The organism is Neobacillus kokaensis (assembly GCF_014656545.1).
Classification (GTDB): Bacteria; Bacillota; Bacilli; order Bacillales; family Cytobacillaceae; genus Neobacillus; species Neobacillus kokaensis.
Map to the genome: position 1 here is coordinate 41,323 of NZ_BNDS01000014.1, position 26,936 is coordinate 68,258.

The following is a 26,936-nucleotide window of genomic DNA, read 5'->3' on the forward strand; positions in this document are numbered from 1 at the left end:
TTTTATTCTGCATGGTCCTATGAAATACTTGTTAAACCTAGTGTCTTTTCAATAATAAACATTAGAACAATCGTGCCAAGCATCAATACAACTGATAATGCAGAAACAGATGGATCATAGTTGTATTCAATATAATTCATTAAATTAGTTGGCAGCATCGTTACACCCGGACCTGATAAAAACTGTGACACAGGAATATTATTGAAGGAATTGATAAATGCCAGCATGAAGGAAGCAAAAATTCCGGACGTAATGTTCGGTAAAACTACTTTGATAAACGTTTGTAATTTTGTACAGCCTAACGTCCATGAAACCTCTTCAATTGAAAAATCTAACTGCTCAATCGTAGATCCAACTACACGAATCACGTAAGGAATGCAAATTAAGAAATGGCCCAATAATAATCCTTGAAAAATTGGAAATTGAAATTGTATGACTATAAATTGGTAAACGGCATATCCAACTACCAATCCCGGTACAATTGTCGGCGAAAGGAAAAAGCTTTTAATCCAATTACGCCCGAATACCTTATGACGTGCCAGAGAATAAGCAGCTGGAATCCCAACAACTAAAGCCAGAACAGTCGCAATAAACGCTATTTCCAAACTAAGATAGAAGCTGTTCATAAAGGATTCATTATTAAATACTTTGCCATACCAGTCGAAAGTAAAACCTTTAATCGGAAACTGAATAGTTGAATTTGTTCCAAAAGAGGTTACGACAATAATAATCAACGGAACAATTAGAAATGCAAAGACTATCCATGCAAAGATTTGTAATCCGGCATTTTTACGCACTTGCCTCACCTCTCTTATCCATGCGCTTGGCAACCCAATCGAATAACTTCATGACGATCACTGTTGCGGCAATCATAATTAACGCAATCACACTTGCGCCTTTCCAGTTGCCTAATGCAGTTGCATTTTGGTACAAGAATGTGGCTAACATGATGTTTCGGTTTCCGCCTAATAATTGCGGGGTGGTATATGCTGTCAAGCTTCCTGTGAAAACTAAAATACTGCCGACAATAATTCCAGGTACACTTAACGGCAAAATCACCTTCATAAAAGCAATAAAGCGGTTTGCACCTAACGTTTCTGCTGCCTCCATAATTTCAGAATCTATATTTTCTAAAATCCCTACTAGGGTAATCACCATTAATGGTAAGAATAGATACACAGAACCCACGGTAATAGAAAACTCCGTATAAAGTAATGTAAGTGGTTTAGAGATCAAGCCGATATTTTTTAACGTAGTATTAATAATTCCGCTTTGCCCTAAAATGGTTATCCATGCAAAGCTTCGCACGACTGAATTCGTTAATAGCGGAAACAAGGTGATGGACATTAATAGACCGCGCCATTTCTTCGGACTTTGCGAAATATAGTAAGCGGTCGGAACTCCTAAGAATACACAAAACAAAGTGGCTATCAAAGATATTCGAATCGTCCGCCAAAAAATACTCATATTATACTCATCCATGAAGAACGAGATATAATGCGTCAAGGTGAACCCTCCATCAAAAAACGTTGGAAATATAATGGAAACAAGGGGTAACACCAAGAATACAATCAAAAGAATCATTCCCGGAGCTAAGATGATATACGGAAGTCTTCGCTGCTGTGTCATATCCGGCCTCACTTTCTGCTTTTTTAAAATAAATAATCTATTCCAATTTGAACTAATCTAGTCACTCTACTTTTTGTATTATAATTAACACAATTCATTTTGGCAACAGTAAACACGAATACTTATTTTGGAATTTCTGCTGAATGTTCGTGAATAGATAGGAAACCAAAGGATAGAAATTAAAAATGTATGCATTTTACATTTTTACAGAAAAATTCAACTAATTCAGCTTTTAAAAAAATAGCCCTTCCTCCGGCTTGGTGATTTTTCGCAACACTGATAGTTTTCCCCTTTTCTTGGAAGTGTTTATGTACTATAATCTCCAACCGTTCCTATTTTACTTTGTCACCTCTTTGTATTCCTATACAAAAAAGGGTGTCCCAAGCTGTGGGACACCCTTTTAACAAACAATCCATTTCTCACTTATTTCTTTGTATTCTTTCCTCTTTTCATCCAGCTCAAAGTCCGTAATAATGAAATCTATTTCTTGAACAGAAGCAATCCGATAATTTGCTTTAACGCCAATTTTTGTATGATCAGTCAAAACAAAGCTATTTTTCGAGTTTTTAATAAAGTTTTGTGTTAGTATTGACTTCTCTAAATCATAGCTTGTCATCCCTGCTTCAAGTTCAAGACCATCAATCGAAATAAATGCTTTATCAGCGTAAAATTCTGCAGCCATTCTTTCAGCCAAAGATCCTGAAGTACGATAATGCCGATGACGAATATTCCCGCCAAGAAAAATGATTTCCCCATCAAATAGGTTTTTATTTGCAAAGGAAATTAACTTTGAGGCTGCCGGAAATGAATTCGTTATGACTGTTAAACCTTTAAACTCTTTCAAACCATCAATCATTTGCAGTGTGGTACTGCCTTCATCAATCATAATAACATCATTATGTTCAATTAACGTCAGCGCCTTTTTGGCAATTTTTCTCTTTTCATCAATGTGTAAAATTTCCCTGTCAAACAAGGTCGGCTCTTCAATGTCATCTGAAACTTTCACAGCACCGCCGTATACCTTTTTTAGTTTACGTTCATGTTCTAACTCTTCAAGATATCTGCGGATTGATTCGGTTGAAACCTGAAAATCTTCAGCGAGATCAGCAACCTTGACCTGTCCGTACTTTTCGATCAGTTCTATAATTTTTCTTTTTCGTTCCTCAGCCAGTAATGACATAAAAAACTGCTCCCTTACAACCTTTTAAACGGGTACCGTTTCTCGTAGCTTTCCTACCCTTTCATGTATAAATATATCACGCCTTTTTAATTCTTCAAAAATAATACTTGGGTTTTTAAACGCTTCTTCAGGCGTTAAAATCCCTGCTTGTTTTACTTCACCTTTGGCAATTAATTGCACAGCGATGGCAAAGGGAATCGCCACATTCCTCGTATAGGCTCGAAGCTTTTCCCATCCTTCTACAGAACCATCTGATCTTGGATGGGTATGTGTGAGAACATGTTGAAATGTTTCCCCATTTTTCTTACCGATTACTTCGACATGTAATGCATACCCATATAATTCTGTCTCCGTGCCTTCTTGTGACTGATATAAATATTCGGCAACACAATCTAAGATTCCTACTTCTTTTCCATTTATGGTAATCAAATCATTTCGTAAAAAACCATAATCATAAAGTGCTTTAACCAGCTGCATATTTTGTTTAGGCCATGTTCCACGCACTTCAATTAAGTGAATGCCTTTTGCTTTTAAAGCCTTTGCCAGCGTTTTTGTCTCTGCATGTGGAATGATATATTGAATCCCTTTTCCATATGGTTCAGGAAGCTCAATTTCCCTTGGGCGTGCAAATGGTGGCACTTGTAGAAATTCACCGTTTTCATAAACAACCCTTCCCGGCAGATTGGGATCATATTCATATGTAGTTGTTTCCGTTATGGATTTTGAAAATGCAATCGGCCGATAGGATCCATGACTAACCCGAACACTCTCAACCGTATCCAGCTTGTTAGCAGCATACATAGCCATCATCTGTGTTAGCCCCGGCGTCATACCAAAGCCCGGCAAGCATGTTTTTCCTTTTTCAACAAAGGTTGAATGAGAATGATTCTCTTCACCAAATCCATTTAAATTAACGCCATGGCATCCTGCTTCGGCAATACATGCAGTAGATTTGCCGTTTAATTTAATGGTCGTGCCGTCCATAACAATATCATAGCCTTTCATTTTTGCCACGGTCTCATCGTGATCAAGGACATTTACTTTCATAAAATCTACCCGCGGGTCATTTAGCCATTCAACAACATTAAGACCTTCTTCTTCATTAAAATCCGCTACCGTTATTTTTTCAAAATCCGAAAATTGAACTAAGTCTAAAACAGCCTCCCGGCAAATTTTCCCTGCTCCTCCAAGACAAAAAACCTTCATATCTACACAGCTCCCTCAAGTTTCAAACATGATCCATTTACAGCATTTAATAATTTTATAATATCGTTTTCATACACTTCCCCAATATTTCCGATTCTAAATGTATCTATTTCCGAAACCTTTCCAGGATAAATCACAAAACCTTTTTGTTTTAATGACAAATAAAATGAGCGAAAATTAAAGGTTGAATTAGGATAACAGAACGAAGTAATGATCGGTGATTGGTACTCTTCTTTTACCAAAGGTCTAAACCCGATCTCCTCCATTCCTTTTGCAAGGATTTCTTGATTATTTTTATAGCGCTTATGCCTTGCTGGAATCCCACCTTCTTCTTCTAATTCCATTAGGGCTTGATAAAATGCATGGACAACATGTGTAGGGGAGGTAAAACGCCATTTACCATGATTGTTTTCCATCGTTTCATACTGATCATAAAGATTTAATGATAATGAACGGGCATTCCCTTTGCATTTTTCCAATTCATCTATTTTTGCAATGACAAATCCAAATCCTGGAACACCTTGGATGCACTTATTCGCACTTGAAATTAAATAATCTATTTGATAATCATGTACATCTAAGTCAATGCCTCCAAAACTGCTCATCGCATCAACGATTGTTATTTTGTTATATTTCTTTGCCAGACGACAAATCGCTTCAATGGGGTTTAAAATACCTGTCGTCGTTTCACAATGAACAACCGCTACGTGTGTAATGGTGTCATCACTTTTTAGGATTTGCTCTATTTCCAGACTATTAACTGGCTCTTGTTCATTCGTAATACTAACTACCGTATCTATATTTAACACGTTTGCTATTTGTATCATCCGTTTTCCGTAAGCGCCATTTGCGGCGATTAAAAGTTTTCCAGATTCTTTTGGCATAACAGTACCAATGACAGATTCAACAACAAACGTTCCGCTTCCCTGCATTAAAACAGACGTATATTCATGTCGAGAATGGGTGGCTAAATCAACTAGTTTTCTCCTGATTTTTTGAACAAGCTGGTTGTATTCGTCATCCCATGTACACCAATCTTTAAGCATGGCAGAACGAACATTTTCAGATGTGGTTAGCGGTCCTGGTGTCAATAATAGATATGCGTTATTCACATTCTTCATCCTCTCACAGTTCAACTAGTTCTTTTTTTTCAATCTCTTCAACGACACTTACCAATTCACGGATAGAATCAATGACGTAATGTGCTCCAGCATCAAATAACTTCTTCCTCACCGTTTTCATTTTTTCTTCAAGCATTGCTGGATCCAGCCCTCTGACCTCTTCTTCAGAAAGCCCTAGTGTACTGCTGCCAAGAACGATACCAATCGCCCACATCCCTGCATTACGCCCTTCTTCCATGTCAATCTTTGTATCACCGACTTTTACTAAACGATTCATCGGGTAAACTTCCAATTCCATGGCATTTTGATAGCACATCCAAGGATAAGGACGTCCGCTTTTCACTTCATCTGAGGCGATATAAAAATCAGGAGAATAGCCTTTTTCCTTTGCTCTCGGATAAACAATTTCGATCATTTCTTTCGTATAACCAGTGGTTGAACCGATTTTCAATCCACGGTCTCTAAGGGCTTGAATTGTCTCGATCACTCCTGGAATCGGGGTTGTAAAATCAGGCAAAATTTTGATCAGTGTCCGCTCAAAATCATCGTTCATTTCGATGACATCCTGTTCTGTTGGTGCTTTACCGGTTTTAGTGATCCATTCATTCCTTACTCTTGGCATTTCTGTAAGCGTGCGAATATGTTCAATTTTAAGCATGCCCATCGGTTCACGCGCTTCCTCTAACGTAATGTCAACACCTCGCTTTTTAAATACCTCGAGAAAAACGTTTAAAGGTGCGAAACACCCATAATCAATTGTCGTCCCTGCCCAATCAAAAATAATTCCTTCAATCTTTGCCATCATTACATACACTCCTCTTAATTTTCATTTGTAAGCTGCCAACGTTCAGTTCGCTTTTTCAATCCTTTAAGTCCAAATTCATATAACAATTTCACGACAATGTTCGTGAAAACAATTAATACACTCATCGCTGCTGCTGATGCCCAATTCCCGGCATCATCCAAATTAACAATGGAGATGGCCGCTAATTTAAAATCAGCAGAATAAAGAAAAACAACAGCTGAAATAGTCACCATCGAATTAACAAAATAAAACATCGACATTTCCAGAATCGCCGGAAGGCACATCGGTACGGTAATTTTAAAAAAAGTTTTATAAAATGGTATTCCCATAGATTCCGAAACCAATTCAAATTCCCGGTCAAGCTTTTTTAAAGCCGTTGTCGCTGTTACAAATGCCACTGAGTAAAAATGAAGAATATTTGCCAGAACAATGATCCAAATCGTCCCATACAGCGAATGAAACGGATTGGAAATCGACCAGTTCAAAATGATGATTTCCGGCCTGCTAAAGAAAAAAACGTAGCTTATGCCAATTACCAGCCCCGGAACAGCAAGTGGAATAATCGATAAAAGGTAGCTGATTTTTCGATAAACGAACAGCTTACGTATTTTTTCAATCGCATAGGCAAACAAAAATGTCAGGATTGTTCCAAAAAACGCCGTTAAGAATGATATAATCAAACTATTTTTATAAGCTGTTAATCCATCACCGGTATAACTTGAAAAACTAAAATGGTCCAATGTCAAATGTAGATTGTATGGCCAAACTTTTACTAATGCTGCAGCCATCACAGCAAACATGAGTATAAGGATAAACCCCGTTATGGAGAAACAGTAGAGAAACGCAGCCAAATCTCTTTTACGATTTTTCCCTATTTTATATGGCACAGATTTTGACGATAGATACGTAGATTGCTTTCGCTGCGTCATTTGATCAACAATAAAGGCAAATACAGCAGGTATCATTAATATAAAACCAACCGTGGCACCCATTGATAGGTTTTGCTGACCGACAACTTGTTTATAGATATCTGTTGCTAAAACATTGTACTGTCCGCCAACTACTTTTGGAGCACCATAATCGGTAAAGCTTAATGTAAAGACTACGAACATCGAACTAATTAATCCATACTTGGCACTTGGCAGTGTAATCGTTAAAAATTGTTTCCATTTACCCGTTCCAAGTGTTTCTGCGGCTTCATAAAGCCGATTATCAGTTGTTTTTAACGTAATCAACAAGATTAAAAATGCCTGCGGAAATGTATATACAATCTCTGCCATTATGATTCCGACAGGACCGTAAAGATGAAGATCGACACCTGGAAATAACCCGAAAAAGCCTTTTGTAATGAAGCCTTGATTACCAAATAAGTACATTAGGGCAATTCCGTGCATCATCGTTGGCGCAAACAAAGGAAGAAGTGCCATATAACGGAAAATGCCTTTTCCTATTATTCTTGTTCTAGTAATCGAGTAAGCGTAAAAAAAGGCAAGTGTAACAGAAATGAACATCGTGACAGTTGAAATAAATAAAGTATTTTTTAAAGACGAAACAAGTGTGGCTGTCTGAAAATATTCAATAAAATTTTGTGCACCAACAAATATATTGTCTTTGTTGTACAAAGCTTGAACAAATAAAGCAAGCAGTGGAAACACAAGCGTTATCAGAAAAAATGCCAAAACCATGGTGACTAATAATCGCTCCAGCCATTCATTCGCGCCAATTCTCTGTTTTACTTTTTTGTTCGGGCTTATTTCGTTTAACACTGAATTCATCTACACAACCACCTGTTCTTCATATGCTAACAATTGCCCATGTGGCAGTGATATTGAAATTTTAGAACCTTTTCTAATATTAAATTGTTGAATGGCCTGGGAGGTCACATCGACTTTCATGACCCTATTAAACAGGAATGAAGATTGCTCATTCACTCTAACTTGAAGACGATATACAGGTCCCCTGAATTCCACATGCTCCACAAATGCCTCGACCCCTCCTTTTGCGTTGATTTGGACATGCTCTGGTCGTATGGCCATCATTCGTGTACAATGGTTCTGCTCTTTCCATAGATTTATCGATCCGATAAAATCAGCCACAAAAGGATTTGAAGGTTGATAATAAATCGTTTGTGGTGATCCTACTTGCATAATTTCAGCATTATTCATGACAACAATTTTATCTGCCATTGTTAATGCCTCCTCTTGATCATGGGTTACCATAATGGTTGTAATCCCAATTCTCTCTTGGATTGAACGAATCTCGCGCCGCAATTTTTCACGGACCTTTGCATCTAACGCTGACAATGGCTCGTCAAGCAGCAAAAACTTTGGTGAAAATGCGATTGCACGGGCTAAAGCAACACGCTGCTGCTGCCCTCCTGATAAATGTGCGGGGTACTTATCTTTTACATGTACTAAATCTACCAATTCCAGTGCTTCAAGAGCGCGTTCTTTATACTCCTTTTTAGAAAAATTGCGATTTTTTAATCCATATTCAATATTTTGGAGAGCAGTTAAATTTGGGAACAATGCATACGACTGGAAAACAATTCCAAAATCGCGTTTGCTTGGCGGAAGTGCTGTAATGTCCTTCCCATCAAGCTCAATCTGACCGGATGTCGCTTCCTCAAGTCCTGCAATAATACGTAATAATGTGGTTTTTCCGCAGCCGCTCGGACCAAGCAAGCAGACAAATTCATTTTTCTTTATGCTAAACGATATTTCGTTTAGGGCCGAAAATTGCCCAAACTTTTTGCTAATATTTTTAATGTTTAAAAAAGAGGTGCTCATTGGAAATTCTCCTCTCCTTTTTAGAGGTTATTGTAATCACCGCTGCGGGAAAAAGGGGCTTCCCGCAGCGCTGCCGCATACTGTTCTTTCGGTTCCGCTTTTTTACCGAACTGCGAATCCCAATTTTTCAGGATATCATCACGGTTTTTTGCAGCCCATTTTAAATCATTTCCTTGGAGCATTTTCTTCTCGACGCCTTCTGGAAACCCTTCAGGCTTTGCAAAGTTATTTTTCATGGTAGAAAAACCATTTGCATCATAGTATTTTTTCATCACATCATCTGTAATGGCCCAATCCAGAAACACTTTCGCTAGTTTTTCGTTTTTCATATCAGCTTTTTTAATCAACGCATTTGCTTCTACATCCCAGCCTAACCCTTCTTGAGGAAGAATCACTTCAACCGGGGCGCCTGTTTGCTTTTGCTGAATGCCGCTGTAAACGAGCGAAATACCAATAGGATACTCACCTGCTGCAGCTAGTTTTGCCGGTTTAGAACCAGAATGTGTATATGTACCAATATTTTCATGCAGTTTGGACATGAAATCCCACGCTTTTTCTTCCCCCATCATTTGCAGCCAAGCTGAAACTGTTAAAAATCCTGTTCCGGAAGAAGCCGGGTGAGGCATCACTATTAAATCTTTATATTCAGGCTTTACTAAATCTTCATAGGATTTCGGCACAGGCACATTACGTTTTTTCAGCTCCTCAGTATTCACAACAATACCTGTTTGGTATGCTGTATTTCCAATCCATTTTTCGGGTTGCTCGGAATCCTTATAAGGAGGCAATATTTTATCGCTTCCTTTTGGTGTGTAACCTTGGAGCATATCTTTTTCTTCTAACGCAAGCAAACTTGAAGCAGATAATCCCCAAACAACATCCCCTTTAGTATTTTTCCCTTCAGATAGAAGCTTCGCTGTAATTACCCCTGTTGAATCACGGACGATATTCAATTTAATATTAGGATAAGCTTCATTGAAAGACTTGAGATAATCTGGAATCAGCTCTTCCTCTATAGCCGTATAAACTGTTAATTCTCCTGAAAATTCCCCTTCACTCTTACCACCTTCAGATGCTGCTTTTGAATTACCACAGGCTGCTAACAACATTAATGAAATAACACCTACAAGCAATTTAATAATGTGGTTTTTCATGGTTTCCTCCCCTTTATGTATGAAACTTATCAACAATTCCACTATAAAACGGCAATATTAAGCTTGTATGAATAGAATGTAAAGATTTTGTTTTTTGTGTTTTCTTATTGATTAGTGTTGTTTTATAAATTCATCTATGAACCTAATTAGGATAAAGAAGCTAAATCTAACATGGAATGGCTCATGTCTTAATGAACCGATACTACTTGATATGCGGGTTTTTTATGTAACAACACAAGGAACAAGTAAAAAAAGCCAAGGCTTTTTTAAAAAGCACTTGGCCGATCGTTTTACTTAGGGAAAAAAGTCAATGGTATTCCTCTTCTCGAAAAATACACTATTTATATGAGTCAGAAAGCGCCTTTACTTCAATATTAGAAAGTGACCTTTTCCAAATTTTAAGGTCATCAATTGTAATATTTGCTCCCCCATACCCTTTATTACCGTCCGCACCAATAATAATATTAAAAGCAGTATCTAAGCTGTTTTCTCCAAGTTTGGTTATATCTACAGCAGCTTTTTCGACACCATCAACATACACATTTCCAGTATGATTCGTTCTGTCTACAGAAACTGTAAACAAATGCCATTCGTTCCCTACTGATGTTGCTCGGATATCTGATCTATTAATACCATCACTTAGATTTAGAGTCATGCTGTTTGTAAGAGCCGGTCCAATATACCATCCTATGTTCCCGCCGCTGCTCCAGTTTTTATTTGAAATTACAGTTTGATCACCAGCCAGATTGCCTGTATGCCAAAATGATACAGTAAAACTGCCATTGCCAAATTTAAGGTCACTTCTATCTCCTAAATCAATATTATTACTATTACCCGCAGCAATAAATGCAGCTTTATTTGATATTCCATCAACATAACTGACGCTTCCATTCAATGCTGCTAAACCTGTAACACCTTTGGCATCATCTGTTAAGTTCCCATCAAACTTCATATCAACCACTAAATCCTTCCACATTGTTTCATGGTCAATCGGTGTTAGTACCGGGGCTGTTCCACCTGTTTTAAATGGTTCTTGAATGGTTGACGATTTATTGCCATAGCTATCAACGGCCGTAACTTCAACTTTATAATTGGTTTGTCCGTCTAGCCCTTCCAAAGGGATATTCATTTTATCTGGGATTGGCGAAAACATATAATCAGAAAATACCTTTAGATTCTTTACAATAAATCCATTTTCTCCCTTCATCACTTTAACTTCATAATGATGTACCATTTGATCATCTTTTGCTTGTATAAATGTTAAATTTGGAACTGCATCTAGATTTTCAACGATAAGGTTACTATTTCTTTCAAATTGAGGAGCTACTTTATTTCGATTTGCAGCTGTATATTTAAAATTACTTTTTATTTCAGTCACCCCTGCACTATTGAATGGCGGTTGAGGTTCAGCTGACCATTTCCCTCCTGCATAAATATCACCAGGGTCTGCGTTTAATGAAACTCTATCTACCTCAACTCTATTCTTATAAACCTCAATGAACAGGGCTTGTGAAACAGGGAATTCAAATCTTCCAGCAAGTCCTGCTTCAGTTACAGATTGGTATCCATGATCAGACTCAATGTAAGACATAGAACCAAGATTAAGTGCAGTGAAATCTTTCTGATAAATAGATCGATCATCATTAATGTTAAGATGAGAATGACCAGAAAGAGTAATGACTTGTGGGAAATCCTTCAGGTCTGCGTTTAAGTTGGGATTGGAGGCCTGTTGTCCATCCATCACTGTGTTAGAAATAGGTTGATGAACACTTACAAAAATAGGCTTATTTTTGTTTTGCGGGTCAGCTGCAATTTCCAACAATCTGCCCTTTAACCAATTTCGCTGCGCAGTATCTGAGTTATAGTTATTGCCATTCAAAAAGAAGAAATAATAACCGCCAATTTGAGTTTCATAGTATCCATTTTTTTGGCTGGTAAACCATTCCGGCGGGTAATGCTCTTGCATTTTCGCAACACTTGCATCATGGTTCCCAATGGCCATTTGTACTTTTGTATCTGTCATATTTTTTCTTTTCAGGTTATCTAACAAGATGTCTTTTACAATTTTGTGATCATTCGGTTTATCAAAACCATTGTCATTTATCATGTCACCTACTGACAAAATTGCATCAGGGTGAGGAAAAATCGATGCAATTGTGTCAAAAAAACTTGCATATCTTGCATCTCCTTTTTCATGTGACCCAACATGTACATCCGACATAGCAACAAACTGCAGTAATGGTTTTTCTTTCGTCTTTATGATGTAAGAAAAGGTTACCGGTTTGCTAGATACACCTTTCTTCATGGCAATTACACTTAGATTCGTCGTTTTTTTAATGATAATCGGTTTATTGTTATTGTACTTCTTACTTTTTTTATTTGGCTGAGTTCCGTCTAGTGTATAGTAGATAGCAGCATTTTTCGTTTTAGTACTAAGTGAAACGATTATTGCATTTTCATAACGGCCACTTGGCTCTGAAGCTTTAGGGATTCCTACGAACTCCATATTTTCTTTGGCAAACGAAATGTTTGAGACTGGTAAAAGAAAACATATAACTGTAATTACGATAATCAGGTTTAAGATTTTTTTAGCCATCTTTAATAAAACCTCCAAAAAATATTTTTTACTAGAATAAAATTTTAATCTGCAATATTTCTAGGTTTGGAAACAATTCCTTACTTGTAACTCGACTGGAAAAATTAATAAGTAAAATAATTGAAATAGTACAATCTAGTCCCTCCTTTCCAATCCATACAAAAACACACAAAATTTTGTTGTTTTAGTTACTTTTATGTGTTTTTCATTGCCATTTTAATGATTTTATATTAACTACATCTCTATTTTTTATTAATTCTTTGTAAAGAATAAAATTTTTTTAACAAAAAACTATTAATAGTTAGCAACCTCAAGAACAACAAAAACAAATAAATTTTAAAGATTAAAACGACTGTTTGTATTGTTTTGTTTGTTTTTCTGTGTACTATTTACAAATTATTAAAATATACTTTACATAAATCTACTAATTTATTTACATTTGCTTCTTACAATTGAGATGTCAGATTATTAAAATTTGGAGGGAAAATGAATGAAATTTAATAAGTTTAAAAAAGCGGCAGTGGGAACAACATTAACCATGGCGATGTCATTTGCTGCAGTCGGTAGTGATTTCCCATATAATATCTTATCCGACAAAATGTCGTCCGTTGTATTTGCTAATGAAGAGACCGTTCTAGATTTGCAATTCGACAATAATACGAACGATAGCTCTTCTAGCTCTGTTTCCGCTGTTGTCTACGGCAACCCCGTCTATACCAAAGGACGGATCGGACAAGCCATTAACTTTACATCCACAGGGCAATATGTTGATTTAGGCAATCGAAGTGAGCTCCGTTTCGGTGAAAGCACTGATTTTTCAATATCCTTCTGGATTAAATCAGATGGGGTCAATGGGGATCCTTCCATTATTTCAAATAAAAACTGGAATTCTGGAAGTAACACTGGTTGGATATTGGCCTTGAACAGTGGAGGTAATCTTCTATGGAACTACAAAACATCTAACAGCGGGCGATTGGATTTCAGCATACCGGATGTAGCCGACAGTAAATGGCATCATATCGTCGTCTCACATGATCGAGATGGAAGCGCCCGCTTTTACAAAGATGGAAACCTAGTCAAAGAAATCAATATTGCTAATTTAAAAGGAACGCTCGACTCCCCATATACAACCAAAATTGGGCAGGATGGTACAGGAATATACGGATCTACTTTGACTGCAAAGTTAGATGAACTTAAGATTTATCAAAAAGCCTTGACTGAAACAGAAGTTCGTTCCATGTACGATAGCGCACCGCCGCTTCCACCCACTCCTGTAGAATCCGTTTTGTTGGATCAAACTGAACTTAATCTAAAAACGGGTGCACCTATGCCGCTAACAGCTTCTGTCACTCCAATAGATGCGACGGTAAAGGAGGTTGAATGGAGCTCCAGTGATGAAACAGTAGCGAAAATCGAAATGATTAACGGACGCCCCACTATTATTGCCGGGAATCCTGGCGTTGCGACGATTATGGTTAATACCGTCGATGGCGGAAAAACAGCGACAGCCAATGTACATGTCACAAACTCTATCGATGTGTCAGGAGATGGGCTATTATCGAAGGATGATTTATTACTCATACTGAAAAACCAAAATAGTCATGAAGGTGACAAACGTTGGAAACAAGCTCAAAAAGCTGATATTACCGGTGATAAAGTAGTGGATCGCAGCGATGTACAAATGATGGAAGAAAAACTAGCTCCTTACAAGAAAGATTTCCTATACAAACGAGTAGTATTCATCGGAATTGATGGAGCTGGAAATGGGGTAAAAGACCCTCAGGCAAATGCAATAAATATACAGAAGCTAATGAGTGAAGGTGCCAGAACATATGAAGCAAAAGCCATGATGCCTACGATTAGCGGGCAAAATTGGGGCTCCATGCTCCATGGGGTTGTACCTTCAAAGCATGGTCTAAACAACGGAAATATAGATAATCCTTACCCAGAAAAAAATCCTTATCCATCGTATATGAAATTGCTGAAACAAGAACGTCCTATGCTTAAGCAAGCTTCCTTTACTACATGGTCACCGATCAATAAAGGAATTATTGAAGATTCTGCAGGTGCTTATAAAGTAAATGGTGGTAACGATACTAATACAACACAAAAAACAGTAGATTATATCAAAGCTGAAGGTAAAGACAGTCGAAATATTTTTGTTCATTTGGATGAAGTTGATGGTGCTGGTCACAATTATGGCTATGGCAGTGCAAAATGGTATGAGGCCTTACATAAAGCTGATCAACATGTTGGCCAAATTGTCCAGGCTATTGAAGAAGAAGGACTTATGGAGGATACACTCATTATTGTCACAACGGATCATGGTGGAAAAGGTACAGGTCATGGCGGATCTTCTCAAGAAGAACAGACCATTTTCTGGACTGCTAAAGGGAAGTCGATTACCGCTGGCACAGTGTTGTTAAATGTAGAAAATATAGATACTGCAGCAGTCATTGCCCATGCGCTGCGTCTGGATATTCCGGAAAATTGGGATACTGAAATTCCAAATGGACTATTTCATAAAGCAGACAAATAAAGTTGTTTGCCCTAAACAAACTGCTGCCTTTTAAATAAACAGTATATTACCGAATTTAACGAATGGCTTTAGTCCGATTTTCTATTGGGCTAAGGCCATTAAATTTAGCTATAAAGGAACAATTTGCACTATTACTCTTTGAATCATAAAAGCTAGTATAATTACATTGTTTAATAGTAAAGATGGAGTTTTCCTTTACCATCATATCCCTGTCCAAATAGGATATCACCTATCCAAACTAATAAAAAATGGCTTCCTGCAATTTTCTTTATCTGTATAAAGGAAAGCGATTTCGTATAATAATAAAAATGTTTACTTTAATCCTAAGAATTTATCAAGAAATTTTTAAAAACATATTAATTAAATCAAGGGGAAAGTTATATGAAGATTCGTTTTGGCTATGTCGCGAATGCATTAGGGTTATGGGATGCAAGTCCATCAAAGGCGCTTACTTTTGCACGGTATTCAGCCCTTCCTAAAAATGAGCGAATGGAAAAGCTTAAAGCTGTTACCGCGCAAAATTTAGAAAACACCAAAAGGATTCTGCATTATAACATCGCACATGAAATAAAATTATATCGTTTTTCCAGCTCGCTTGTCCCCTTAGCCACCCATCCGGAAGTGATGTGGGATTTCATTACTCCATTCAAAAAGGAATGGAAAGAGCTAGGACAAATAATACAACAATCTAAGCTTCGAGCAAGCTTTCATCCAAATCAATTTACACTTTTCACGAGTCCACGAGAAGAAGTAACATTGAATGCAGTAAAGGATATGGACTATCATTATAAGATGCTCAAAGCGATGAATGCGCTTGAAACAGGAATCATTAATATTCATATTGGCGGCGCTTATGGAGATAAAAAGAATTCATTAAGACGATTCCATCAAAATTTAGTAAAACTGCCAAATGAAATTAAACAGCATATGACGCTTGAAAATGATGATAAGACATATGATGTGGAGGAAACACTTATTACCTGTGAACAAGAAAATATCCCCATGATCCTCGATTATCATCACTATATGGCAAATAAAGGAGAGGTTGACCTTCCCCTTTATTTGCCACGCATTTTTAATACATGGAATCGCTCTAAAACAGGACCAAAAGTACACCTTTCTTCACCAAAGTCAGAACAAGCCTACCGTTCCCATGCTGATTTTGTCTCATTAGAATTTGTACTTCCTTTTTTTAAAATAGCAAAAGAACTAAATCTGGATTTTGACATCATGATAGAAGCCAAACAAAAGAATCTTGCCATGCAAAGACTCGTAGAAGAGGTAGCGGCTATTCGGGGAGTTAAGCGAATATCGAGTGCAGCGGTGGAATGGTAAAAATTAAACCCTTTCAGAGGTGAAAAAACATGACAATCGTGCGGCTTGGTTATGTTGCCATGAGTATGGAACTAAAAAACGCATCGCCATCGAAAACAATGACGTTTGCTCAATTTCAGAAAATCGATGACCGGGAAGCAGCCATTCGCAAATTAGAGCGGATTGCACTAACGAATTTGGAACATACATTAAGACTGCTTAGGCATAATGCGGCTTCTGATATTCATTTTTACCGCTTAACCTCCCGCCTAATTCCATTAGCGAATCATGAGGAGCTTCTTGATTGGAACTATCTAAAGCCGTTAAAAGGGCTTCTTCGTGAGATTGGGGATTTTGCCAAAACTCATAATATCAGAGTTGATTTTCATCCAGACCACTTTGTTCTCATTAATTCTATGCAAGAGCATATATTAAAAAATTCAATACAAACATTAAAACTGCATTATTTACTATTAAAAGCGATGGGAATTAACCCGGTTCATCGCTGTGTCATGCATGTTGGAGGCAATTATAAAGAAACGGAAAAATCGCTTGAACGGTTTGTTGACAATTGGATGGACGTCCCAAGACCGATTCAAAAAATGATCATGCTGGAAAATGATGATACATCTTTTACCTTAGAAGATACCCTTTACTTATGCGAAAAACTGGAAATACCCCTTGTATTCGATTATCATCATCACCTTGCCCATCATCAAAATCCAAATTGGGAGGACAGCTGGGATCGAGTGATTCAAACATGGCGGCATTCCCCGCTTCCTATCAAAATGCATATATCTAGTCCGAAGAGTGATAAGGAGTTTCGCCATCATGCGGATTATGTAAATAGTGAAATGTTTTTCGATTTTCTCCGAGTCATTAAGGGCAGTGTTGAGCTAATTGATTGTATGATTGAGGCTAAGCGAAAAGATGAGGCGCTTTTTCATTTAATGGATGAAATTAAAAAAAGGCAGGATGTTGAAATTATTGACGGTTCTTCTTTCCACTTAAAATAATGGTTCTATATACCGATGCTAAATTTTTCACCAACTCGGACAATAGAACCATTGTTTAAGCTTTGCATCACTGAAGGCTTTCCATGTAGACGGATTCAATTGAAAATATATTTATTTTTCAATAACACAGCATTATAATTTTAGTCTCTAGACCCAAATCCGATTCCATGCAAGATATAGGGAACAACTGATTTGATAAAATCCTCCGGCGGCTGTACCTTCTCACTATTTCTTCTCCACTCTGTTGAAGCACCGTAAATTCCCCAGCTCAACATAACAGTAGCAGTCTTTAAGGCTTCATCCTTTTCCGTTGTATGTTGTTTTACCAACATTTTATAAAGTGTAATTTCAAGCTGTTCCCTTATAATTCGTGCAATAGTATCCTCGTATCCTCGATGGCAGCGATTGGATAAGGATGTTTGGAAGTTCGTTATAGCTATGAACATACTAACAATCGATTCTTCATTCAGTTCGTTCTTCTCAAAGACCTCGTAATCTAAATTAATCAACAATACTTCTGATAAGACCTTTTCCAATAAGTCATATATATCTTCAAAATGGTAATAGAATGTTGCCCGATTAATCATGGCCTCTGTTGTTATATCCTTAACGGTAATATCTTTGAATTCCTTTTTACCCGAAAGTTCAATGAAAGAATCCATGATTAATTTGCGGGTCCGCACAATCCGGGGGTCCGTTTTTGATTGCGTCACTCATTATCCCTCCCACTTTTTCAACAATTTTTACAATGTGTTGGATAAACGACAAATCCACCGAACTATTGGTGTTGATGGTTTAAATTATGTACTAAGATACAATTGTAAAGCAAATAAGTGGACCTATTTAAAACATAGATAAAGTAAAACAAAGTTATAGTTTAGGGAGGAAAATGAACATGACGAACAAAAATAATATGATTTGCGATTTGGAAACAGGTGTATGTGGGGTATCTGGCGAAGAAGAGATGGAAATGATTGATTTGAATCAGCCTAAAAAGTCCATTGAAGTTTATTATGTAACGGACCCCATTTGCTCTCACTGCTGGGCACTTGAACCAGTTCTTCGCCGTTTTACCGAGCAGTATGGCGATTATTTCAATTTCCACACTGTTATGGGAGGGTTGCTGGAAAAATGGGGAGACGGACCAGTTGATCCGGCAAACGGTATTTCAGGACCTGCTGATGTTGCCGGCCACTGGAGGGAAGTTGGAGAATACTCACGGATGCCTATCGATGGGGCACTCATGATTGACAATCCAGTTCAATCATCCTACCCGCCTTCACGTGTATTTAAAGTCATACAAAAAAATCATAATGACGAAAAAGCGTATGAATACTTACGCCGTGCAAGGGAGGCTCTTTTTGCATTTAATCAAAATATTGCCGAACCGTCCGTCATGATAGAAATTGTAAATAAACTTGGACTTGATGGAAAAGCCATTGTAAAGGAAGCAGAGCAGCCACTCGGGCAGCAATTATTGAATGAAGACTTCGCTCTTGCAAGAAGCCTGGGTGTCAGAGGATTTCCAACGATCGTCGTAATCAATGAAGAAAACAAAGGCATAAAAATTGTTGGCAGCCGTCCATTTGAATACTATGTTGAAGGATTAAAACAAGTTCTAAATAGAGAAGAACTGCAGCCAAAACAGCAGCCATCCCTTTCAACCCTGCTCAAAAAAGAAAAACTGCTTTTTTCGAAAGAAATTGAAGTGATGTACAATGTGAATAAATCAGATATCCACTCTTTTATTGAACAAGAGCTAACACCGAATAGTTATGAAGTGAAGGAACTTCTAGGGGAAGCATATTTTAAAACCACACAAGAATAATCACGGCATATTTAGAAAAAAACGTGGGCAGCGCTGCTCACGTTCTTTTTTTACCGATTTGGGTAAGAGAAATCTTTTCTTTTTACCGGGAGCTCGTTTTTTTCGCCGCCTTGGGCAATAGAGACCATTTTTTATGATTAATTTTGTTAATTTATAGCCCAGAAGGTGAAAAAAGAGGCTCTCCAAAAGTTTATTCAACACTAAGAAAACCTCTTATTATTTATCTTTTGAAGCCGCATTATAATTTTTTAATTTTGCAGGCAGCTTTTTCTTTTTAACGTACCTTTCGTTAAGTACAAGAACTTTCCCGTTCTCAGCCGTATCGTATTTGCGATAAACTGATTTATATTTTTCAAAGGCAAAGTGGCCTAGAACATAAATTGGTATGATCATAATCATGAGAATCACTAACGGCAACAGCAATTTGAATTCATTCCCAAAGAAGTAATTATTCATTACAGCCTGTGCCGCAAAAGAAACCATTAAAATAATGACAACATTACATATATGAAAAGGGGCCACATCTTTTTTTTCACGAAACAGGCGCTCAAGTTCATACTTGACACAAAGGGTAATAAAAACTGAAATTATAATCACAATAAGGGAAACTACATATGTAAGAACCGTATGCATTTTGCCAATCCCCCCGCTCTCATTAACCATATTTATATACCCATTATAACCAATTATAGGGAGCGAGGGAATATTACTATTTTAACGGCTGATATTAGAATTTATAGTAGGAAAACTTCTGCTATTCATTGGAGGACATTATGATTGAATGAAAAGAATAACTTTCTAAAAAACCACTCCTTAGTTCCATTGGAAGTGTTTTTTGCCGTTGCACTATTTTTCAAGCGAATATGATGAGATTTTTTAACTTTCTCGGCGGTAATTCCTATCCTTTATTTCCATCATCTTTTACTATTTTTTCTAAAAAACTCCTCACCTCTTCAAGTTGCATCCCCATATTTTTTGCTTCGATAATTAAACCTACCCATTCCTCGTCCAGTACCAACAGATCGACCATGTTTTCCGATTTAATCTTCCTCGCCCCCATATATTTATTTATGATTCCGTGTTTTGCAGTCCATATAAATAGATATCCACAATTTCGTTTGCTAATTGCTGTGGAGTACTTTCATTTGTGAATAGCTTCGTGATGGTGAGTCGCTCTATGGCACCGATGATGCACTCTGCAACTATTTGCATATTTAAATCCTGCCGAAAGTATTTATCTTGTTGCTCCGCTAGCAGATTCTCAGTAATATGCGCTACCATCCCTCGCTTTATTTCCTCCGCTTCGTCCGCGATGAAAAAGCCAATCTTCGTCAAGTGACGATGATCATCAAAGAACTTAAAAATTGAAATCAGACCTCTAGCTATTTTAGAAGCGAGTATGTTTTTATCCAGATTTGGTTCTATTCTACTGTTTTTCGTTAGATGGATTAGTTTGTGATGAAATGTATGTATGAGTTCTTGAAAGATAGCTTCCTTACTGGAGAAATAGAGGTAAAAACTTGGTTGCGTTAGACCAGCCTTTTTTACAATCGTACTTATTTTTGTTTCATGAAATCCATGTTCTGCGAATTCTTCTGCTGCAATCGTAAGAATCGCCTCTTTACTTTTGACCCCAACCGATCCTTTCTGTCTGCCACGTTGACCCATTATGCATGCCTCTTGTCTTTATAAAAATTATATTACTCATGAGTATTATCTTACAGAAAATACCTTTTTGTCAACGAAATAGTTGATAAAAAAGACTGCCTCCAAGCATTTTATTAACTTCTTCTATACTACAATAGGAGAAAAAGCTTCATTGTTAATACGTTCCCTTAAACATGTATGGTACAATCCTTTGAAAATGATGTGTTGAATCTAACAGAAAAAGGGGAAGTGTGAAAGTTAAAGTTTGATGAAAAATAAATGGGCGGGAGCAATCCCGCTTTTTTAAAACACCAAGCTCCTCTATTTTTTGTCGATATTCACTCATAATTTGTAGATATTTCCCGGGAATTTTGTTGAAAGTTGAAATATAGTAAACCTAATAATCGAAACAAAAGAATTTTTCCTTTTTATTTAGTTTCCTTAAGTGTTATGAACTCTACTTTACACCTTGGCCGTATCGCCTAACGATATAAGCGCTACGATGTCTGAATGAACAAAGATACGTTGATTCCCCTCCTTCAAAAACTCATATCCACTCCGCTCTAAGATTTGGCTATACTTTCTTAACAGTAGGAGCTGCAATCCCTACTTTTTCTGCTCCTTCCTTGGTAGAGAAAGCTTGTTCATTTGGTTGTATGTTGCTTCGCATATGAACCTCCTTTTCTATTAATAGGAGAGTTTTTAGATTTATAATGCAAAGGTCATATCGCCTAGCGATACGAAACAAAAAAGGCTCCATTCAGTCCTTTTTATGGAATACTATTTAGTATAGTTTTGTCGCCCTTTTTAGCGGAGAAAATAAAATAAGAGGCTTCCAGTAAGTTTGCTCAACTAATGGAAAACCTCTTAATTCTTATATTCCCCTGATTTTTCCTTTGATATAGGGAAATAGCAAATATTTTTCTATTTGTTATAGCATTAAACTCGTTGTTTTAGCCTGCATATGCAATATGAGATAATCAGGACCGCCAGCCTTGGAGTCTGTACCTGACATATTAAATCCTCCGAACGGTTGATATCCAACAATGGCTCCTGTGCAGCCGCGATTAAAGTAAAGATTTCCTACATGAAATTCCTTTTCCGCCCGTTTGATATGCTCTTGATTATTCGTAATTAATGCACCGGTTAAACCATAATCTGTGTTGTTTGCAACCTTCATTAGATGGTCAAAATCTCTTGCTTTGCAGAAAGCAACAACGGGACCAAAGATTTCTTCCTGCATTAAACGTGCATTTTCGTCTACATCTGCAATAATGGTTGGCTGGATAAAGTAACCATCCTGATGATTTCCTTCTCCCCCCGTTACTAAACGTCCTTCCTCCTTGCCGATTGCGATATATTTCATGATCTTATCATAAGCAGCTTGGCTGATAACAGGTCCCATGTAGGTATTTACATCTTCAGGGCAGCCTACTTTTAATGTTTTTGTTAATGCGGCAGCCTTCTCAAGTACTTCATCATATACATCCTGATGGATGACCGCACGAGAGCCGGCTGAACATTTTTGTCCGGAGAAGCCAAAAGCAGAATAAACAATAGAAGAAGCTGCTAAATCCAAATCAGCATCTTTATCCACCAATACCGTGTCCTTGCCACCCATCTCAGCTATAACACGCTTCAGCCAAATTTGACCCGGCTGTACTTTCGCTGCACGCTCATATATGCGGCAGCCTACTTCACGAGAGCCTGTAAATGAAATAAAACGTGTCTTAGGATGCTCCACAAGATAATCACCAATCTCTGCACCATCTCCAGGAATATAATTAATGACGCCATCAGGAAGGCCTGCTTCTTCTAACACTTCAACAAACTTGGCTGCTACAACCGGTGTATGGTCAGAAGGTTTGAGAAGGATAGTGTTTCCAGTTACAATAGCCGCTGCAGCAGTTCCTGCCATAATGGCGAGCGGAAAATTAAATGGTGAAATGATTATTCCTACTCCTAGCGGGATATAAGAATACTTATTACTTTCCCCATCCCTGCTTTGAACTGGTACACCGTCTTTTAATTGCTGCATTTGACGACCATAATATTCTAGGAAATCGATCGCTTCCGCTGTATCAGCGTCCGCCTCCTTCCAAGGTTTCCCTGCCTCTTTTACAAGATATGCTGAGAACTCGTGCTTACGCTCACGGATAATAGCTGCAGCACGGAATAAAATAGAGGAGCGGATCTTCGGGTCCTCAAACTTCCATGTTTCAAATGCAGAAAGGGCTGCTTGCATTGCTTTTTCTGCCCATTCTTTATCTGCTTTAGAAACCGTGCCGATTACCTCATTTTTATTACTTGGATTAATAGAAACGGTTTCGTTATTGGTCTTAAATCGCTGGCCCCCGATTACAAGCGGATATTCTTTGCCTAATTGTGATTGAACAATTTTTAAGGCACCCTCAAACGCAAGTTTATTTTCTTCTATTGAAAAATCAGTAAATGGTTCATGTTTATAAGCTTTTACAATGTTTTTTTCTTGAGTAATCATAAGAATCTCTCCTCTTACTTTTTTTAGATTTGTGTATTTATGCTAGATTTTCTTAATTAATCTTTTGGCCTGCAATATCTATCAAAATGGCAGGTTCTTTCCTGGCTTTTGCTATAAAAAGCCCCATCAAAAATCCAATAATCCCTGTAACAATCCATCCTGTGCCATTTGTAAATAATGGGATAAAACCAAAAACATGATTAATAGTTTCCGGTGCAATGTTTGCCTCCTTTAATGCATCAAGTATTGCTACAAAGCCAACTCCAATCATAGTAGCGGAATAAACTGTTTTATGTCCGTTAAATAGATTATTCGCAAAGATTAAGGCAATCAAAGCAATGGCTAATGGATAAAGCAGCAGAAGTATAGGCGATGCCAAAGTTAAAATGGTATTTAAACCAAAGTTTGTAATGATTAAACTTAAAGCAGAAAAAATAATGAGCCACTTTTTATAAGAAACGGAAGGAACAATCCTTTCAAAATATTCAGCAACAGCAGCTAAACATGCAACATTTGTTGTGATTCCTGTTAAAAAGATAACGGTTCCAATCATATAAATTCCAACTTGGCCAAACAGGGCCATGGCACTTTGGGCTAATAATTCTCCCCCATTTTCTTTAAAGCCAATTGCCTCCACACTGGTAGCACCTATCCATGCCATTGACATTTGCAAAGCAACTAATCCAATAATGGTGATTAAACCTGCTTTAATAAATAGCTTAGACACTTCCTTTTCAGAATGGATGCCTAAAGAACTAATCGTTTTAATAAAAATACCTCCAAAAACAAAAGCCGCAAGCACGTCCATTGTGTAATACCCTTGAGTGAACCCTTTTATAAATACACCGCTCAAATAATCCTTTTGCGGCTCACCGATTCTTCCCATCGGAGTAATAAATGACTTAGCAATTAGTACTATTAATAATATTGAAAAAATTGGTGTGATAATTTTTCCTAGTCGATCAACAAACTTGGAAGTATTCCAGGAGAGGTAAATCGTCAGGATAATAAATAAGGCAGAGAAAGTAAATAAATAAAGACTTGTATTTGACTTATTTTGAACTAAAGGATTTACAGCAATTTCATATACAACAGAAGTGGTCCGTGGAATAACATAAATGGGACCAAGCGATAAGAAAAGTAAAATAGAAAATATCGTTGCAAAAAGCGGGCTTACTCTTCCTGCAAGTCTTTCCACCGTACCGCCTCCGCGGGTTAACGCAACGATTGCCAATAAAACTAAACCGACACCTGTAATTAAAAATCCAGCCATAGCAATCCAGACATTTGTTCCCGCCTGCTGACCTACCATTGGAGCAAAAATTACATTACCGGCACCTAAAAACATTGAGAACAGCATAAGTCCAATCGCCAGCACTTGAGAAAAAGGCAGTTTTTTATCCATTAAGCTTCCTCCTTTTTATGGAAGGGGAATGTGAAAAAAGCATCCCCTTTTTTGTTCATCAATAGTAATTCAATTTTTATATGAAATTATAAATTATACAAGCAGATTAAAATGCCGTTATTTGGAAGGGAAGTCATTTATCTCGATGCTTTCTTTTTGCTTACTCTTCCGGCTATAAAAGCGCCGGTGCCAATTCCCAATAAAGTATTAGTTCTCTTGTTAAACAGTTGTTTAAATACAAGATTTAAATTTTGAGGACGTTCTGCTAGACGCCGCATGAAGTAACCATACCAATCCTTCCCGAACGGCACATAGGTACAGAAGTTATATCCCTCCTTCGCGAGCTCCAACTGTAAATCGTTCCTGAATCCATAAAGCATTTGAAATTCATATTTATCTTTAGAAATTTGATGTTTCTCGGCAAAAGCCTTTACATGATTAATAATGTGATGGTCATGTGTTGCAATTGATGTGAATTTTCCATTCAATAAGTGGTATTCAATTAAACGAATAAAGTTTTGATCAATTTCCTTTTTATCCTGATAAGCTAAGTTTTCGGGTTCTTTATATGCGCCTTTTACAATTCTTAACCGATAGTTCTTATATTTCTTAATATTTTCTTCAGCTTTATAGAAATACGCTGAATGACCGTACCAATATTATCGTATTCTTTAGAAAGTTCATCCAAAATATCAAAGGATGGCTTTAGATGGCCATAATCCTCCATATCAAAATTAATAAATATGTTATACTTATGGGCTAAAGAGACAATTTCCCTTAGATTCTCGAGGCAAAACTTAAATTCAATATCCAAGCCGAGCTGCGTTGGCTTCAAAGAAATATGAGCATCCAGGTCATGTTCGTGGATAGCCTTAATCACTTTCAAAATTTGATCCTTTGCCTCAAGTGCTTCTTCCTTCTTAAAAACAAATTCACCTAAATTATCAATTGTCGCTGAAATACCATTCGCATTTAATGTCTTAACACTTTCCACCATTTCTGCAATATTCGTACCCGCAACAACTGACTGTGCCCCCAGCTTTAATCCCCAGCGTTTAGCCCCGCTGTTTAACATTTTATTTTGTGAAAGATGGATAAAAAAATCTCTAGTAAGTCCCACTGTTGTTCCCTCCGTGTAAAAAAATAATTATGCTACTGATTATTTCAATAAAAAGCCTTCCTTATATGGGTCAGATAGATCCAATGAGAATTTATGAATCCCCGTCACCCAAGCTGATCCTGTAATTTTGGGAATAATAGCTTTATAGTCTTCAACCACTGTGTAATCTACTATCACTCCTTTGAATTGCGACCCAATAATACTTTCCTGAATAATATGCTCACCACAATCAAGGGTCAATGTCGAAAGCTTTGCACATGTACCTGTTCCGCAAGGTGAACGATCAATTTGTCCATCGCCGAAAACAACTGTATTCCGATAATAATTTTTTCCTAATTTTAAACTGAATTCTACAAGATCGATTGTGTTAATCTCTGGAATTTCAGGATGGATAACAGTCAATTGTTCATTTGCTGCCTTTCTAATAGCAGTCCCAAGAGCGGCAATTTTGTCTTGTTCATCGATCGTCAGCTTCAGATTAAATGGCTCTGCATCCACAATTGCAAAGAAGCTGCCGCCAAATGCTATATCCATATATACATAACCAGTATTCTCTACATAAACGCTTACATTCTTTTTTAGTACAAAGGCCGGTACATTAATAAATGAAACCTCTTTTACCCTATTACCCTCATACGATACATAGCATTCAACCATTCCAGAGGGCGTATCTAGTAATACTTTTTCCTTTTTTTCAATTAAGCCATTATTAATTGCCACTGTAACCGATGCAATCGTTCCGTGGCCGCACATGTTTAAATAGCCGCCGCTGTCCATAAATATGACGCCCATATCACATTTTTCCTGGCAAGGCTCGGTTAATATAGCTCCGAACATATTTAGATGTCCCCTAGGTTCATGCATCAGCAGCTTTCTTATATGGTCCATAGTGGACTTCATATAGTTTTTTTTATCCATCATAGACTGTCCATGGATCTCTGGTATACCGCCCACGACTATTCTAGCTGCCTCGCCCATGGCATGAGCATCAATTGTTTCGATATAACCCTCTAATGTCACCATTCATTGATCCCCCCGTTAGCAAAATTGTTTGTATATATTTTATTTTGCAAATATCGTGCCAATA

Annotated in this window: 20 protein-coding genes and 2 pseudogenes; 4 read left to right on the forward strand and 18 right to left on the reverse strand. The window is 37.3% G+C overall.

The window, feature by feature from the left end:
• Window positions 1-17: 17 nt before the first annotated feature.
• The 10 genes and pseudogenes from IE222_RS15975 to IE222_RS16020 all read right to left on the reverse strand — a co-directional run bounded on the left by IE222_RS15975 (window position 18) and on the right by IE222_RS16020 (window position 12,480).
• The gene (locus IE222_RS15975) at window positions 18-797 is read right to left on the reverse strand and encodes an ABC transporter permease (RefSeq protein WP_191274495.1); all 780 of its coding nucleotides are present in this window, start codon (window positions 795-797) and stop codon (window positions 18-20) included.
• On the reverse strand, window positions 790-1,629 hold the full coding sequence (locus IE222_RS15980) for an ABC transporter permease (protein WP_191274497.1): 840 nt from the start codon (window positions 1,627-1,629) through the stop codon (window positions 790-792). Before IE222_RS15980 ends, IE222_RS15975 begins: the two co-directional genes overlap by 8 nt.
• 400 nt (window positions 1,630-2,029) lie before the next feature.
• Complete coding sequence (locus IE222_RS15985) at window positions 2,030-2,809, reverse strand: DeoR/GlpR family DNA-binding transcription regulator (RefSeq protein WP_191274498.1); 780 nt, start codon at window positions 2,807-2,809, stop codon at window positions 2,030-2,032.
• Window positions 2,810-2,833: 24 nt separating this feature from the next.
• Window positions 2,834-4,015 carry a saccharopine dehydrogenase family protein gene (locus tag IE222_RS15990; protein WP_191274499.1) on the reverse strand — a complete coding sequence of 394 codons (1,182 nt, stop codon included), beginning with the start codon at window positions 4,013-4,015 and terminating at the stop codon, window positions 2,834-2,836.
• A gap of 2 nt (window positions 4,016-4,017) precedes the next feature.
• Window positions 4,018-5,127, reverse strand: coding sequence for a 2-aminoethylphosphonate--pyruvate transaminase (phnW, locus tag IE222_RS15995; RefSeq protein WP_191274500.1), 1,110 nt, complete (start codon window positions 5,125-5,127; stop codon window positions 4,018-4,020).
• Window positions 5,128-5,140: 13 nt separating this feature from the next.
• Window positions 5,141-5,938 carry a phosphonoacetaldehyde hydrolase gene (gene phnX, locus IE222_RS16000; RefSeq protein WP_191274501.1) on the reverse strand — a complete coding sequence of 266 codons (798 nt, stop codon included), beginning with the start codon at window positions 5,936-5,938 and terminating at the stop codon, window positions 5,141-5,143.
• 17 nt (window positions 5,939-5,955) lie between these two features.
• Window positions 5,956-7,716: a putative 2-aminoethylphosphonate ABC transporter permease subunit gene (locus IE222_RS16005; protein WP_191274502.1), complete on the reverse strand. Its 1,761-nt coding sequence runs from the start codon at window positions 7,714-7,716 to the stop codon at window positions 5,956-5,958.
• A complete protein-coding gene (locus tag IE222_RS16010) occupies window positions 7,717-8,730 on the reverse strand; it encodes a putative 2-aminoethylphosphonate ABC transporter ATP-binding protein (protein ID WP_191274503.1) in 1,014 nt (337 codons plus the stop codon).
• 83 nt (window positions 8,731-8,813) lie between these two features.
• Window positions 8,814-9,884 (reverse strand): annotated as a pseudogene (locus IE222_RS16015) (putative 2-aminoethylphosphonate ABC transporter substrate-binding protein); the annotation flags it as partial.
• A 337-nt stretch (window positions 9,885-10,221) separates the two neighbouring features.
• Window positions 10,222-12,480: a chitobiase/beta-hexosaminidase C-terminal domain-containing protein gene (locus IE222_RS16020; RefSeq protein WP_191274505.1), complete on the reverse strand. Its 2,259-nt coding sequence runs from the start codon at window positions 12,478-12,480 to the stop codon at window positions 10,222-10,224.
• Between the two features lie 490 nt (window positions 12,481-12,970).
• On the opposite strand from IE222_RS16020, the gene IE222_RS16025 reads away from it, so the two are divergent.
• From IE222_RS16025 to uvsE (IE222_RS16035), 3 genes are all read left to right on the forward strand, one after another.
• A complete protein-coding gene (locus IE222_RS16025) occupies window positions 12,971-15,019 on the forward strand; it encodes a LamG-like jellyroll fold domain-containing protein (RefSeq protein ID WP_191274506.1) in 2,049 nt (682 codons plus the stop codon).
• Between the two features lie 381 nt (window positions 15,020-15,400).
• Window positions 15,401-16,354, forward strand: coding sequence for a UV DNA damage repair endonuclease UvsE (gene uvsE / locus IE222_RS16030; RefSeq protein ID WP_191274507.1), 954 nt, complete (start codon window positions 15,401-15,403; stop codon window positions 16,352-16,354).
• A gap of 29 nt (window positions 16,355-16,383) precedes the next feature.
• Window positions 16,384-17,349 (forward strand): UV DNA damage repair endonuclease UvsE, encoded by a 966-nt coding sequence (uvsE, locus tag IE222_RS16035; RefSeq protein WP_191274510.1) that lies wholly within the window; start codon window positions 16,384-16,386, stop codon window positions 17,347-17,349.
• A 140-nt stretch (window positions 17,350-17,489) separates the two neighbouring features.
• On the opposite strand, the gene IE222_RS16040 is transcribed toward uvsE (IE222_RS16035), so the two are convergent.
• The gene (locus IE222_RS16040) at window positions 17,490-18,062 is read right to left on the reverse strand and encodes a TetR/AcrR family transcriptional regulator (RefSeq protein WP_191274512.1); all 573 of its coding nucleotides are present in this window, start codon (window positions 18,060-18,062) and stop codon (window positions 17,490-17,492) included.
• A gap of 182 nt (window positions 18,063-18,244) precedes the next feature.
• Here IE222_RS16040 and IE222_RS16045 point away from each other — a divergent pair, with 182 nt between their 5' ends.
• Window positions 18,245-19,177: a DsbA family protein gene (locus IE222_RS16045; RefSeq protein WP_191274513.1), complete on the forward strand. Its 933-nt coding sequence runs from the start codon at window positions 18,245-18,247 to the stop codon at window positions 19,175-19,177.
• Window positions 19,178-19,393: 216 nt separating this feature from the next.
• On the opposite strand, the gene IE222_RS16050 is transcribed toward IE222_RS16045, so the two are convergent.
• The 7 genes and pseudogenes from IE222_RS16050 to IE222_RS16085 all read right to left on the reverse strand — a co-directional run bounded on the left by IE222_RS16050 (window position 19,394) and on the right by IE222_RS16085 (window position 26,872).
• The gene (locus IE222_RS16050; RefSeq protein WP_191274514.1) at window positions 19,394-19,810 is read right to left on the reverse strand and encodes a hypothetical protein; all 417 of its coding nucleotides are present in this window, start codon (window positions 19,808-19,810) and stop codon (window positions 19,394-19,396) included.
• Between the two features lie 265 nt (window positions 19,811-20,075).
• On the reverse strand, window positions 20,076-20,207 hold the full coding sequence (locus tag IE222_RS16055; protein ID WP_191274515.1) for an anti-repressor SinI family protein: 132 nt from the start codon (window positions 20,205-20,207) through the stop codon (window positions 20,076-20,078).
• Between the two features lie 38 nt (window positions 20,208-20,245).
• A complete protein-coding gene (locus IE222_RS16060; protein ID WP_191274516.1) occupies window positions 20,246-20,845 on the reverse strand; it encodes a TetR/AcrR family transcriptional regulator in 600 nt (199 codons plus the stop codon).
• A gap of 910 nt (window positions 20,846-21,755) precedes the next feature.
• Window positions 21,756-23,324, reverse strand: a complete 1,569-nt coding sequence (gene pruA, locus IE222_RS16070; protein ID WP_370465059.1) for an L-glutamate gamma-semialdehyde dehydrogenase — start codon at window positions 23,322-23,324, stop codon at window positions 21,756-21,758.
• 52 nt (window positions 23,325-23,376) lie between these two features.
• Entirely contained in the window at window positions 23,377-24,729 is a 1,353-nt protein-coding gene (gene brnQ, locus IE222_RS16075; protein ID WP_191274517.1) for a branched-chain amino acid transport system II carrier protein, read from the reverse strand.
• A gap of 137 nt (window positions 24,730-24,866) precedes the next feature.
• A pseudogene (locus tag IE222_RS16080) lies at window positions 24,867-25,804 on the reverse strand (proline dehydrogenase family protein).
• An 84-nt stretch (window positions 25,805-25,888) separates the two neighbouring features.
• The gene (locus tag IE222_RS16085) at window positions 25,889-26,872 is read right to left on the reverse strand and encodes a proline racemase family protein (RefSeq protein ID WP_191274518.1); all 984 of its coding nucleotides are present in this window, start codon (window positions 26,870-26,872) and stop codon (window positions 25,889-25,891) included.
• Between the last annotated feature and the right edge of the window lie 64 nt (window positions 26,873-26,936).

Coding starts and splice junctions, on each gene's coding strand:
- IE222_RS15980 (WP_191274497.1), bottom strand. CDS start 1,629: ATGACACAGCAGCGAAGACTTCCGTATATCATCTTAGCTCCGGGAATG.
- IE222_RS15985 (WP_191274498.1), bottom strand. CDS start 2,809: ATGTCATTACTGGCTGAGGAACGAAAAAGAAAAATTATAGAACTGATC.
- IE222_RS15990 (WP_191274499.1), bottom strand. CDS start 4,015: ATGAAGGTTTTTTGTCTTGGAGGAGCAGGGAAAATTTGCCGGGAGGCT.
- phnX (WP_191274501.1), bottom strand. CDS start 5,938: ATGGCAAAGATTGAAGGAATTATTTTTGATTGGGCAGGGACGACAATT.
- IE222_RS16005 (WP_191274502.1), bottom strand. CDS start 7,716: ATGAATTCAGTGTTAAACGAAATAAGCCCGAACAAAAAAGTAAAACAG.
- IE222_RS16010 (WP_191274503.1), bottom strand. CDS start 8,730: ATGAGCACCTCTTTTTTAAACATTAAAAATATTAGCAAAAAGTTTGGG.
- IE222_RS16020 (WP_191274505.1), bottom strand. CDS start 12,480: ATGGCTAAAAAAATCTTAAACCTGATTATCGTAATTACAGTTATATGT.
- IE222_RS16025 (WP_191274506.1), top strand. CDS start 12,971: ATGAAATTTAATAAGTTTAAAAAAGCGGCAGTGGGAACAACATTAACC.
- uvsE (WP_191274507.1), top strand. CDS start 15,401: ATGAAGATTCGTTTTGGCTATGTCGCGAATGCATTAGGGTTATGGGAT.
- uvsE (WP_191274510.1), top strand. CDS start 16,384: ATGACAATCGTGCGGCTTGGTTATGTTGCCATGAGTATGGAACTAAAA.
- IE222_RS16045 (WP_191274513.1), top strand. CDS start 18,245: ATGACGAACAAAAATAATATGATTTGCGATTTGGAAACAGGTGTATGT.
- IE222_RS16050 (WP_191274514.1), bottom strand. CDS start 19,810: ATGCATACGGTTCTTACATATGTAGTTTCCCTTATTGTGATTATAATT.
- IE222_RS16055 (WP_191274515.1), bottom strand. CDS start 20,207: ATGGTCGATCTGTTGGTACTGGACGAGGAATGGGTAGGTTTAATTATC.
- IE222_RS16060 (WP_191274516.1), bottom strand. CDS start 20,845: ATGGGTCAACGTGGCAGACAGAAAGGATCGGTTGGGGTCAAAAGTAAA.
- pruA (WP_370465059.1), bottom strand. CDS start 23,324: ATGATTACTCAAGAAAAAAACATTGTAAAAGCTTATAAACATGAACCA.
- brnQ (WP_191274517.1), bottom strand. CDS start 24,729: ATGGATAAAAAACTGCCTTTTTCTCAAGTGCTGGCGATTGGACTTATG.
- IE222_RS16085 (WP_191274518.1), bottom strand. CDS start 26,872: ATGGTGACATTAGAGGGTTATATCGAAACAATTGATGCTCATGCCATG.